This is a genomic window from Ignavibacteria bacterium, from assembly GCA_016873845.1.
Taxonomy (GTDB): Bacteria; Bacteroidota; Ignavibacteria; order Ch128b; family Ch128b; genus JAHJVF01.
Window position 1 is genome coordinate 1 of record VGVX01000031.1, and the last position, 12,394, is coordinate 12,394.

Here is a 12,394-nt window from a genome sequence, read left to right on the forward strand (position 1 = left end):
TTGGAAGATTAGAATCTGTTTCAACAGGGGACTCTTTTTTGCAGCTAATAAACCCAATAAAGACAATTAAGAAAAGGATTATTTTTAACACTTCTTTCATTTTATATCTCCTTATAATTGATAAAAATGTACTCACTGTTTATTTAATAATTATGAATTTCTTTAACTAAGTAAAAGAATTTGAGTTTAGGACGATTTTAGTGTGCCTAATCATTTCAATTTTCCTTATATGAATCCTGTCGTATTCTCATCAATATTATCAATAGATGAGAGACAAGCCCAAACCTCCGCTTTTATTTGTGAAACTAAGGAGTGCGAAACTTTTCTTCTGTCTGGAACTGAACTCCAACAGAGGGTATATATATAATAATGTAAGTAAGTAAGTAAGTAAGTAAGTAAATATTCGCCCTAAAAATTTTTAAACGAGAAACATAAAATAGCAACCGACTATTTAGTTTATATGGGTTCATTTTCCCGTCTTGCTTCTGTGTGAATTTGCATAAAATCATTTATCTTGTCGAGTAAAAAATGCGATTATTCACGGTTTTAAAATTTACAGTTTTGCTGCAGTCATCATAAAAGAATCAGAACTGCGAACAAACTTTCAATTTCTCTGTACAGCTTTGTGGTTCTCTGTGTAACTCTGTGGTGAATTTTTTTTCACAGAGGAGGCACGGAGAAACACAGAGAGGGAAAAAATATTCTGAGTACCAATCAATAAACCTCATCTGGAAAATGATTAAAAGATTTGTTTACCCTCTCAATTTCTTACAGATAGCTCCTCGGATCCTGCCTGTTTCTTAACACTATTGTAAATAAATCAACTTCTTAGTCGTAGTAAATGAGCCAGCAGTAAGTTGATAAAAATATACTCCAGAACTCAAACCATATTTACTTGCATTGAACTCAATTTCGTATTCGCCGGGTTCCTTAGCCTCATTGACGAGCATTGCGATCTCTCTGCCAAGTAAATCATAAACTTTTAATTGTACATTGTACATTCTCCATTGTCCATTAACAATCGAGTATTTGATTATAGTTTTTGGATTGAATGGATTTGGATAGTTTTGAAATAGCTTGAAATCATACGGTTTAGTTAAATTACCGTCGTCAACTCCAATAGTTCCGTAATGGTCTTCTCTTCGAACGCCAAAGAGTGCTAACTTACCATCTGAACTATCTTCCCAAACAGTGTAGGTGATTAATTTGTAAAATCCATTTTGATATTCAACTACACCAACTGTTGGCTTCGAGTATGGATATTTTACATAAATCAAAGAATCTTTCAAATTACCGAGTGTACCGCCAACTACATAAACAAAATTTGAGTCGCCTCGTTTTAGTTTATAAGTATGACGAAATGAAATACTATTTGTATCATAAAGTTTGTTCGCTGATCCAATAGAAAAATGCATATTAACATCCGAAGTTTCGATAAAATCATCTTGGTTTATTCTCCTTGCCAGATAATTTTTTCCAAAATCATTCGGTTTTGTGAAGTAATAAACTTGCTTCTTTTCATTGATAATACTTTCGAAGGTCAAGTAGTATTGATAAAATTTTGGATTACTACAATACCCACTATCAAAAGTTGTTTTTTCCATACTCCATAAACTATCTCCAAAGGATTTAGATTTATGAACAATTTTAGGAGGTTTACCTAATTCGTCTCGTACTGCAAACATATAACCTGATATTTTCCCTTCTACTAAATAAACCGATCCAGTCGGACTATGATATTTTACACTGTCTGATGCTTGAAAAATTACATTTACAAGCTTATCGACGCCATTAAATAACAAGTGAAAGACAGTATTGTTTTTTTTATATGTTAAGTTGATTTCGTCATAGTTTTCGAACGAATGAGATATTTCACTTGCTTCTTCTTCGTTATCACTCGAGTTAACTAAATATTCCCGTGGATTCCAAAAAGTATCAAATCCTGAACTATAAGCAATATCCGCATTACCGGATTCATCTGACTCCCAAATAATATAAAAACCAGCCATTTGTAAAAACTTGCCACTCGTATTTTTGTTATTGAAATTATTATTTGTAATTTTTATTCGATTCATGAAACTGTCTCTATGAGTATCATAGTTTAGAATACAAATGTTTGATGTTGTATCATTTTTTTCTTCAAAGATCAAAATTGATCGGTCTGCTGTTATGCTTGCCGCTATCGAAGGACGAACACAATTAAGTGGAAGATTAGTTAATTTTTTTACAAGTATCGACTGGCTTTGTGCATTTAGTAAAGGTAGAATCAAAAAGATTAAAGTCATTTTTTTCATTTTCTGAACCTCCTTAATTACCTTAATAAAATCATTTTTTTTGCTTCGGTATATTTTCTTGAAGTAATTTGATAGAAGTAAATTCCACTTGGATTATTTGTTGCATCCCAAATGATTTCATAACTGCCTTTTTGTTTAACTTCATCCATCAAGGTAATTACTTCTCGACCTAATATATCAAATATTTTCAATTTAATTTTAGTAATTTCATTTACTGAGAAACTTATCTTAGTTTTACTATTAAAAGGATTGGGATGATTCTGTCCCAGATAATTTTCTATTAAATTATTTTCGCTAACTGATTTTTCAATCGGTAAACCCCTGACTCTTGTAGATACGGAATCAGATGGTACTGACTCTTTAGATTGATTATCATTTGCTGTGACTTTGTAATAAATGTTACGCTCATTGGGAATTGGCGGACCTGTAACACATCGTTCGGCTACATCTATGAAGAACGTATCTGTGGTTGTTGCGTAATACTGGAAGCCTGATTCACTCGAGTTTCTCTTGTATATTTTATAGTTCGTAATATCAGGCTCGGAATTCCTATACCATTTTAGAATTGGATTATTATCTACACTGCAAGATATTATTAAATTTTGTGGCTTTGATGGAGCGGCAAGTTCAGGATTCGAAGTATAGAAGTTTACATAAAAGATATTTAGAGTATCTTTAATTATTTCTATACAAATGTTATTTGTGTCAAGTATACTTTGTGAGTTTCTTCTAGTGATTGGATTGCTCCAAGGAGAAAAAACTCGATTTAAACCTATATTGAAAAAATCATGTTCATCTCCCAAATAGTCATTATGATTAGCTGTAATATTACAAGAAAAATATGAAGACTTTTTATCTCGCAAATTCATTTCATTTTCACCAAAGATTCCATTCATTGATATTTTATTAAATGGAAAATTATATATCCAACCTGAATCTGTAGTAGTTGTGCCATCCGGAAGTAAACAATCAAACCAAGTATGCCAAGTCTTTTCCCAATTCCATTTACCGTCGGCACACTCTATATGAGAAGGACCACCAGTTATTCGGGTAGATCTTGATATTAATAATCCGTTACCAGGATTTCTGAGTGGACCGTCATTATACTTCAACCAACTACTTAAGTAATAAGATATTGGTTTTCTATTTTCGATTAAGAAATGATCCTTGTAAAATGAATAACCTGGGGTAACGACAGGTACTTTTATTACTTTACCCGATGTAATTCCATCTGAGATTGGAACGTTTGATTGGTTTGAGATAATCGAATCTATAACAGCCCAACCCAATTTAATTCGTTCAAAAGCATGCATAGGGCCCGCAGTATTACCGTCCATTAAACTAAAATTACCAAATTTGTAATGTGTGGGTCCAAAGAGATAATGCCCAATTTCATGAACAAGAACAGGTAATCCACCATGTAAATCAGTTACACCATTTTGAAATGTACCTGATGTTAATACACTTGCGCTTATAGTAACATTATCAAGTGTTAATGTTGTTAGTCCGTTTCCAAATCTTTCTCTTGTTCCAGTAAGTCCAGAGATTCCCTGATAGCCACTAATTGCGTTGATGTCTTTTAATTTCCAATCCAATTCTAAGGTATTAGCAAAACGAAAACATATCATTATCATATCAACTACACCGTCAGGTTCATTTTTTATCCCATTACAATTGTAGTCATTCGGGTCCCAATTATCATAATCATCGAAGCATACCCATGGGTCTATATTTGTTAATATTTCTTCAACTAAGTATCCGAGATGACGACCATTATCAATCCAGTAGTGACTTTGCTCATGTTCAGGTATATAGAGTTCTGGGTAGACATCTCCAATTACATCAAACCTGCCACCGGACATATCTCGAAAATAACCGCTTATACTTGGATGAGGATAATTTAACCACAAAGCAGGGGCAATGATGCTGCTCGTCCATGAGGGAAGAGTATTTTGGGAAGAAGGCCAAAGGTCGGTAAAAGGAGATAAATCAAATGTGTCATCAGAAAATTTACAGAAGACAACTAATGCTCTTACAATACCATTTGGGCCAAATGCAGGAATTTTAACAGACTCTTTGAAATGTTCTTCGCCCAGTTCATAATCTAACTTATCAAAAAGTTGGGCATATGTAAGATTTGAACAAGTAAAGATAGAAAGTAATGTAACACTCAAAAACATTATTAAATGTAACTTGTCGATATTAAAAGAAAGCTTACTTTTTTTCATCTTTTACTCCTTTAGTTTCTAAATTGAAGTTTGATACTATCTTTGTGTGTCCAATCATCTCAATTTTCCTTATGTAAATCCTGTCGTATTCTCATCAATATTTTCGATAGATGAGCGACAAGCCCAAACCTCCGCTTTTATTTGTGAAACTAAGGAGTGCGAATAGGTTCTTCCGTCTGAGAACGAAGCCGCTCCAACAACGGGTGTATATATAATATAGTAAGTAAGTAAGTAAGTAAGTAAGTAAGTAAGTAAATATTCGCCCTAAAAATTTTTAAATGAGAATCAATAAATAGCAGCCGACTATTTAATTTATATGGGTTCATTTTCTCTTAATGTTACTGTGTGAATTTGTGCAATAAAAAGTCTTATGTCAAGTAAAAAATGTGTTTTTTCACGGTTTTTAAAATTTACAGTTTAGCTGGAGTCATCACAAAAAAAAGAAGCAGAACTGCGTACAAGCTTGTAATTACTCTGTGCAACTTTGTGGTCTCTGTGGTGAAATTATTTTCTTTCACAGTGAATCACAGAGAAGGCACGGAGGGGCACTGAGAGGAGTAGGTACTCCAATTTTATTTTTCTATTTGCCTAGTTCTATCCAACCATTTTTTCCCTAACTGCGTCAACCTCTTGGGTAATTTCGTTAAACGTTAAGGGAATTTTTTCAAGTGCGTTCTGCAATTTCTCGAATCTTTGCTTTAACGTAAGCTTATCGATAAACTTGGCTAATTCAATTCTTGGTGTATATTAAAACTTAGTTGAAAATTAAAAGGAGAGCCCCCAAATTAAATTATTAAAAAATAAAAAAAACAAACAAAAGGAGTCTCTCAGATGCAAAATAGTAAAATCAATAAGGAAAAGCTTGAAAGGTTTTTAAGTCAAACGAAGTGTGCTGGATACATCAGTATTTTGAAATGGAAAAACTGCAGACCAATATCCAATTAGGTATTATATAAATTGTAACTACACAATAACTTCCTCTGTGCAGCTTTGTGGTTCTCTGTGGTGAATTTTTTTTCTTTCACTGAGACTCACAGAGAAGGCACGGAGGAACACGGAGTAGGGGAATTGCCAACATCGTTTCTCCCTAAAGCTCAAACCACTTAATTAAATCAATAATCGGCTTTGAAATTCACTATTTGGCTACTCATTTCAGTTATTGAATCTTCTAAATCATTCCTGTAATTTTACAAGCCAAAACAAGAATTTTCAGAAAAGAAATTGGAATTATCCGAAAGAGAAAAAAATATTCTTAGGTGTGTGGTTCAGAATTTTGTTCTGACTGCCAATCCTGTAGGTTCACGAGTGATCAGCAAGAAATTCGAACTGGGACTAAGTCCCGCAACTATTCGAAATGTAATGTCTGACCTTGAATCAATGGGATTGATCTATCATCCGCACACTTCGGCCGGTCGCGTTCCGACGGACAAAGGATACAGATTCTATGTCGACCTTTTGATGGACACTCCGCATTTAACTGCACATGAGAGGAAATCAATTGATAAAGGAATTGCATTAGATTCTGAACCCGACGACGAAATCCTGAAAACTGCATCTAATATTTTAGGAAGAATTTCGTCGCAGCTTGCAATGGTTTCGTATCCAAGCATTAATAAATCAGTCCTTGAGAAGATTCAATTAGTAAAGCTTCCGCACAATGTACTTATGGTAATCCTTTCATTGAAAAGCGGAATTATCCGAACAATCAGCTTAGAATTTTCTATTGAGCTTGAATCTCGAAAACTTGAACAGGCTCAAAGTATAATCAATGAAAGAATTGCCGGCTTGACTCTCTTGGAGATCAAGAAGACTTTTGTAGAAAGATTCGAGGATCTGAAAAACGAAAAATCCGGTGTTGTGAGACTTTTCCTCAATTCGGTTGAAAAGATTTTTTCGGAAGAAAAGGAAACTGACAAAGTTCATATTTCCGGAATGGGAAACATTTTCAAATCACCGGAATTTAAGAGTGCTGAAAATATTCAAGGCATAATCGAGCTCATGGAAGACAAAGAGATAATTCTGCACATCTTGGATCGTGCTAAAGAAATGAGTGATGACGAGATTATGGTCTCAATTGGCGCCGAGAATGTTTATGATAAATTGAACGATTACAGTCTGATAACGGCTTCATATAAATCTGGCGATGCAGGTGGAGTTTTAGGAATGATCGGACCACGAAGAATGAACTATTCGAGGATGATAGCAATTGTTGGTTATATGTCCAAAATGTTAACAGAAGTTTTAAGTAAAAAATTACAAGACTAAATGAAATTCAAATCGAAAAAGATGGAGAAAAAATTGACCGTAGAAAAAAATGAACAATCAAATTCAAGCACAAAAGATGAACAATTGGCTGATGAACAAGTTAGTGATAAATTGAATGGAGATGAAAAGGAAGCAGCAGCCGAAAAACCTTCAGTTGAAACGGAAATCCAAAGACTGGAAGCTGAGAACAAAGAATTGAAAGACAAATTTCTCAGAAAGGTTGCTGAATTTGAAAATTACAAAAGAAGAATTGAGAACGAGCAAATAAACTTTTTCAAATATGCAAATGAAAATCTAATCAAAGATCTTTTAACCATTCTAGATGATTTTGAAAGATCTCTCAATTTCACAAATGGAGAGACGAATCAAAACAACGTGCTTGAAGGAATAAAATTAATCCGAGATAAATTTCAAAAAATTCTGTTGAATTACGGACTAAGACATATTGAAGCTTTGAACAAGCCATTCGATTTTCATCTGCACGAAGCTTTGCTTCAAGTTCCGAAAGAGGGAGTTCCTCCACATACCGTGATTGAAGAAGTTGAAAAAGGATACATGCTCAAAGATAAAGTCATTCGTCACACGAAAGTAATTGTTTCATCGGATGAAGAGCAAATCGATGAAAGCAAAAATGATTCAAGTGAAAACAGAAATGAGAAAGAAAAAGAATAAATGACTAAACGTGATTATTACGAGATACTTGGTGTTTCAAAAAATGCATCCGGTGATGAAATAAAAAAAGCGTACCGCAAGCTTGCGATGCAGTACCATCCTGATCGTAATCCAGGCAACAAAGATGCTGAAGAAAAATTTAAAGAAGCCGCGGAAGCTTACGAAGTGCTAAGCGATCCTGAAAAACGCAGAAGATTTGATCAATTCGGTCACGCGGGAATGAAGGGAACTGACTTCCGTGAATACACAGACATTAATGATATCTTCAATTCATTCAGGGATATATTTTCAGGTTCTGGATTCGGTGGTGGAATTTTTGACGACTTCTTTGGCGGCAGCACTTCAACTCGTTCCAGAAGAAGAGGCAGCACAGGTCAGCCCGGAAGCGATTTGCGGGTAAATTTAAAATTAACTTATGAAGAAATTGCTGCCGGCGTTTCTAAAAAAATCAAAATCAAGCGTCATAAAAAATGCGGCGAATGCAATGGAACAGGCGCAGATAAAGGAAGCTCACTTGAAACATGTTCTGCATGCAATGGATCGGGAGAAGTTCGGCAAGTTTCCCGCTCAGTGTTTGGACAATTTGTAAATATTGCGACTTGCAGCAATTGCAGCGGCGAAGGAAAAGTTGTCAAAACGCCATGTTTGACTTGCAAAGGTGACGGCAGATTAGCAGAAGAATCAACAATATCAGTGAATATTCCTGCAGGCGTCTCGAATGGAAATTATCTTACACTGAGAGGTGAGGGCAATGTCGGCAAGAGAAATGGGCCCGCTGGCGATATAGTTGTTGTCATAGAAGAGAAGTCGCATGAAGTTTTTACACGCAACGGAGATGATATTATTTATGAGTTGTACTTATCAATTCCGGAAGCAATACTTGGCGGCGAAGTCGAAGTGCCAACTTTAAATGGTCGTGCAAAAATTAAGATTGATGCAGGAATTAGTCCCGGAAAAATTCTGCGGATGAAAAATAAAGGATTTCCAAATTTGAACGGTTACAAAACCGGCGATCAATTAATCTATGTGAATGTCTTCATACCAGATAAACTCAGTCCAAAAGAAAAGGAAATGGTTAAATCGATGATGGTAAGCCCGAATTTCTCACCAAAAGAGAGAAGCAAAAAAACCAAATCGATTTTTGAACACATCAAAGATGTATGGAATTAAGATTAGTCGTTTAGACTTTGAGTTTTCGCGCCGTTGCGAATAAAATTATAAGTTTGCTTTAAGAAGATTTTATAGACACGAAGACACCAAGGCACGAAGTGGTGTAAAACATTCGCCAATAATTGAAATACTTGATAATTAATAAAATATAATCTGATATGTTTAGTTTAAAAGATCTTTCACCAAAAAACTATTTAACAAAGAACGAGATCAGAGTTCTTTCAGTGATTCTTGGATTGGGAGGTGTAGGAATTGGCGTAAATCTTTTTAACTCTTGGCAGGCTTCAAAAAACAATCAATTTGAAAAAACAAATATAGATAGTATATTTACTGAAATTTTTCGTGCAGATTCTGTTCAAAAAATAAATGTTTATTCATCCGATTCGCTGCGAAGCATGTACTTCAAGGTCGAACAAAAAAGCAAAAAGGATGAATTAAAACCAGGAAGCATAAACATCAATACTGCTTCAAAAAGTGATTTGACTAAATTACCCGGTATCGGCGAAAAGACTGCTGATAGAATTATTGAATATAGAACAAACGTAAAGAGATTTAAATCAAAGGATGACTTAATGAATGTGAAAGGTATCGGGCAAAAGAAATTTGAAGCTTTGAAAGAATTTATAACCTTAAAATAAAAGATCCTTGGAGGAAAGATGACCTCGCGGAAAGAACCGACATACATCCACGTAATTTTATTATTAGTTGCTGCAGGCTTAGTTTACTTATTAATTCGCGTTGCGATACTTGACCCGCAGGAAGTAATTGAGCAAGAAAAGTATTTCAGAGAAGAATCAAGACTTCGAATGACAAATATTAAAGAGGCAGAAGTTCTTTATCGAAACAAGTTCAGTAAGTTCACGGATAGTTTTGATTCGCTGTTTAATTTTATCAACACAGACACAATTATCAGTGCAAAAAAAGATTCAATATTTAAGAAGTTAAAATCCGGTACTTTTGTATTGGATTCTTTAATGTTCTCACCGAAGAGTAATTCACGCTACATTCTTCAAATAGACACAACTACAACGAGCGATACTGTGGTAAATCAAAGAGGGAAATTCCTGCGCGTTGATACAAAAACCACTATGGGCAACCGCTATTATCTTGAATGTCCGGATGGTTATGGTACTGTTGGAGATTTAAAGAACGATCTCAAGATCAATGTTCCATCCTGGGGACAATAAAATAAAAGTTTAATGGATGAAAAAATTTACTCAGTGGGATTTTCAATTTCAAAAGAAAATCTCTACTGGGTAATTTTGTGCGAAAAAGACGATGGACGAATCGAACTTAAAAACCTTGATAAATTTCAATTCAATTCTCCGCTCGACTATTCCGATCTCTTAAGCCAAGAAAACAGATTAAAAATTTATAACTCGATTCAAAAGCAGGCAGAGTCCGGAAAATTCGTCGGGCTCAAAGCTAATCTCTGTTTGGATTCCGCAATTTCGTTCATCACTAAAATTCCAATAGATGCAAATTTAAATACAGAGGAGATAGAGAATCAGCTCCATTGGGAATTTACAGTTCTGATTGGGGAAAAGAACATAAAAGATTATCATTTGTTCTATCATAAAGTAAAATCTCCACCGAATGATAGTGCAAATTCGCTAATAGTTTTGATTGTCAGAAAAAGATTTATCTCCTTCTTCAAAAACATCTTTGAGGATTTAAACATTAATATCAGTGTAACGGATGTTGATCACTTTTGTGCAGAAACATCCTGCAGATATAATTACGCGGATTTCAATAATCGTCATTCAATTCTTGTATCGGAAAAGAATTCATTGGTGGAAATTAGTGTGATCGACAAAGGGGAATTTTTTAATTACCGACACATAAAGAAAAGCAATGACGAAACACTCGTCGATATTTTTCAGAAACATTTTCTGGATTTAACAAAAAGTAGATCGCAGAATTCACCTCCGAAATTTTTTCTGAGTACAGAAAAGATTTCAAAGAAAGCGTTCACAGAACTTACATCTAGTTTCCCGGTAGATATTGAATTAATAAATCCCTTCAAGCAATTCATTATTAACAAGGAAGTGATCAACTCGCCCGCCTATGAAAACTTTCATTGCTTTGCACCATCGGTTGGAATTGCTCTAAGGCGGAGTTAGCATGAGGATTATCTCAGGTGAATTCAAAAGCCGAAGAATCAAGTCCGCAAAAATTGATGGACTTCGTCCTGCGACTGACCGATACCGTGAAACTCTATTTAACATTTTAAATAATCACTTTGATTTTGAAGGTATCAGCGTCTGCGATATTTATGCAGGAACAGGTGCTGTCGGTTTTGAATGCCTGAGCAGAGGTGCGGCTCATTGCACTTTCGTGGAAAAACAAACTCCGGTTGTTAATCTTTTAAAAGAAAATGCTGCTGATTTGAAGGTGCTGGATAAAATTCAAATCATCAACGATTCGGCAGATAGGTTTACAGATAGAACATCCGCTAAATTCGATCTAATTTTTGCTGATCCGCCATATTTCACTTTTGATATTTATAAGACATATGACAATATTATGCAAAGAAAACTCATCGTTGAAAACGGAATTTTGATCATTCAGAGAAGCAAAGAAACTTTGAAAGAAGACGAGGAGCATTTTTCGAAAAAAGTTTTTAAGTTGATTGGTGATGATGCTGTTTATCTTTTCAAATTTTAGAAAGTAAGTCAAATGGAAAAAATCGTAATTTATCCCGGTACATTCGATCCTATTACACTTGGACATCTTGATGTGATCCAACGTGCTGCGAGTTTATTCGATAGAATTATAGTTTCAGTTCTAGTGAATGCTTCTAAAGCTCCGCTTTTCACTAAAGAAGAACGAATGGAAATGATCAAAGAGGCAGTCGCAGATTATAAGCACGTCGAAGTGGATGAATTCGATGGATTGCTTGTTGAATATGCAAAGCGAAAAAATGCAGTCGCGATAATTCGCGGGCTTCGTGCAATAAGCGACTTTGAGTATGAGTTCCAAATGGCTTTGATGAACAGAAAGATATCCGATGGAATCACTACGGTTTTTCTTATGCCGCATGAGAAATATACTTATCTAAACTCTACAATTGTACGCGAACTCGCCCGGCTTCATGCAGATGTATCGGAATTTGTACCTAAATGCGTCATAAATAGATTGAACAATAAATTTAGTTAAATGGCTATGTTTTCTCCGTTCTAATAATGGGATAGAGAAATCCATCGTTCAGGAAGATGTTTCCGCACTTCATTTTTTGACAATTCCGAAATATTTCTTTAACTTTGCAAGCTAAAATTTCAAAGATAAGTATGCCATTTGGAGAACTTTAAATATGAAACAGGAACGAATTACCAAATCAGCAAGAGAAATCGATATAGATAAGAAATGGTATGTCGTAGACGCTAAAGATCAGATCGTTGGACGATTTGCTTCGAACGTAGCCCGCATTTTAAGAGGCAAGCATAAACCAATTTTTACGCCTCATGTAGACAGCGGTGATTTTGTTATCGTGATTAATGCTGACAAAGTAAGATTTTCAGGAAAAAGAGAAACACAAAAAACATATTTCAGGCATTCGATGTATCCAGGCGGAGCGAAGACTGTATCATTCCGCGATTATATGCAGAAAAATCCCGAATACATTTTAGAGCATGCAATTAAAGGTATGATTCCCAAAAACCGGCTTGGAACCAGAATTTCCAAAAAGCTGAAAGTTTATGCAGGCGAATCGCATCCTCACGCAGCTCAAAAACCTGAAGTATTAAAATTTTAGTTTAGGAGAAT

11 protein-coding genes are annotated in these 12,394 nt (G+C 34.9%); 9 read left to right on the forward strand and 2 right to left on the reverse strand.

Annotation, left to right across the window (positions count from 1 at the left end; all coding sequences use genetic code 11):
* Positions 1-806: 806 nt before the first annotated feature.
* Together FJ213_07380 and FJ213_07385 are read right to left on the reverse strand one after the other, a co-directional pair.
* Positions 807-2,294: a T9SS type A sorting domain-containing protein gene (locus FJ213_07380; GenBank protein MBM4175979.1), complete on the reverse strand. Its 1,488-nt coding sequence runs from the start codon at positions 2,292-2,294 to the stop codon at positions 807-809.
* A gap of 17 nt (positions 2,295-2,311) precedes the next feature.
* A complete protein-coding gene (locus FJ213_07385; GenBank protein ID MBM4175980.1) occupies positions 2,312-4,522 on the reverse strand; it encodes a T9SS type A sorting domain-containing protein in 2,211 nt (736 codons plus the stop codon).
* Between the two features lie 1,221 nt (positions 4,523-5,743).
* Here FJ213_07385 and hrcA point away from each other — a divergent pair.
* The 9 genes from hrcA to rplM all read left to right on the forward strand — a co-directional run bounded on the left by hrcA (position 5,744) and on the right by rplM (position 12,383).
* On the forward strand, positions 5,744-6,787 hold the full coding sequence (gene hrcA, locus FJ213_07390; GenBank protein MBM4175981.1) for a heat-inducible transcription repressor HrcA: 1,044 nt from the start codon (positions 5,744-5,746) through the stop codon (positions 6,785-6,787).
* Between the two features lie 21 nt (positions 6,788-6,808).
* Positions 6,809-7,459 carry a nucleotide exchange factor GrpE gene (gene grpE, locus FJ213_07395; protein MBM4175982.1) on the forward strand — a complete coding sequence of 217 codons (651 nt, stop codon included), beginning with the start codon at positions 6,809-6,811 and terminating at the stop codon, positions 7,457-7,459.
* A complete protein-coding gene (gene dnaJ / locus FJ213_07400; protein MBM4175983.1) occupies positions 7,460-8,629 on the forward strand; it encodes a molecular chaperone DnaJ in 1,170 nt (389 codons plus the stop codon).
* 158 nt (positions 8,630-8,787) lie between these two features.
* Positions 8,788-9,267: a helix-hairpin-helix domain-containing protein gene (locus FJ213_07405; protein MBM4175984.1), complete on the forward strand. Its 480-nt coding sequence runs from the start codon at positions 8,788-8,790 to the stop codon at positions 9,265-9,267.
* Positions 9,268-9,285: 18 nt separating this feature from the next.
* Positions 9,286-9,816: a hypothetical protein gene (locus tag FJ213_07410; protein MBM4175985.1), complete on the forward strand. Its 531-nt coding sequence runs from the start codon at positions 9,286-9,288 to the stop codon at positions 9,814-9,816.
* A 12-nt stretch (positions 9,817-9,828) separates the two neighbouring features.
* Complete coding sequence (locus FJ213_07415; GenBank protein MBM4175986.1) at positions 9,829-10,752, forward strand: hypothetical protein; 924 nt, start codon at positions 9,829-9,831, stop codon at positions 10,750-10,752.
* 1 nt (position 10,753) lies between these two features.
* On the forward strand, positions 10,754-11,296 hold the full coding sequence (gene rsmD / locus FJ213_07420; GenBank protein MBM4175987.1) for a 16S rRNA (guanine(966)-N(2))-methyltransferase RsmD: 543 nt from the start codon (positions 10,754-10,756) through the stop codon (positions 11,294-11,296).
* A 12-nt stretch (positions 11,297-11,308) separates the two neighbouring features.
* Positions 11,309-11,788, forward strand: coding sequence for a pantetheine-phosphate adenylyltransferase (coaD, locus tag FJ213_07425; protein MBM4175988.1), 480 nt, complete (start codon positions 11,309-11,311; stop codon positions 11,786-11,788).
* Positions 11,789-11,942: 154 nt separating this feature from the next.
* Positions 11,943-12,383, forward strand: a complete 441-nt coding sequence (rplM, locus tag FJ213_07430) for a 50S ribosomal protein L13 (protein MBM4175989.1) — start codon at positions 11,943-11,945, stop codon at positions 12,381-12,383.
* Positions 12,384-12,394: the final 11 nt, after the last annotated feature.

Coding starts and splice junctions, on each gene's coding strand:
- dnaJ (MBM4175983.1), top strand. CDS start 7,460: ATGACTAAACGTGATTATTACGAGATACTTGGTGTTTCAAAAAATGCA.
- rplM (MBM4175989.1), top strand. CDS start 11,943: ATGAAACAGGAACGAATTACCAAATCAGCAAGAGAAATCGATATAGAT.
- FJ213_07380 (MBM4175979.1), bottom strand. CDS start 2,294: ATGAAAAAAATGACTTTAATCTTTTTGATTCTACCTTTACTAAATGCA.
- FJ213_07415 (MBM4175986.1), top strand. CDS start 9,829: ATGGATGAAAAAATTTACTCAGTGGGATTTTCAATTTCAAAAGAAAAT.
- coaD (MBM4175988.1), top strand. CDS start 11,309: ATGGAAAAAATCGTAATTTATCCCGGTACATTCGATCCTATTACACTT.
- FJ213_07410 (MBM4175985.1), top strand. CDS start 9,286: ATGACCTCGCGGAAAGAACCGACATACATCCACGTAATTTTATTATTA.
- FJ213_07385 (MBM4175980.1), bottom strand. CDS start 4,522: ATGAAAAAAAGTAAGCTTTCTTTTAATATCGACAAGTTACATTTAATA.
- FJ213_07405 (MBM4175984.1), top strand. CDS start 8,788: ATGTTTAGTTTAAAAGATCTTTCACCAAAAAACTATTTAACAAAGAAC.
- grpE (MBM4175982.1), top strand. CDS start 6,809: ATGGAGAAAAAATTGACCGTAGAAAAAAATGAACAATCAAATTCAAGC.
- rsmD (MBM4175987.1), top strand. CDS start 10,754: ATGAGGATTATCTCAGGTGAATTCAAAAGCCGAAGAATCAAGTCCGCA.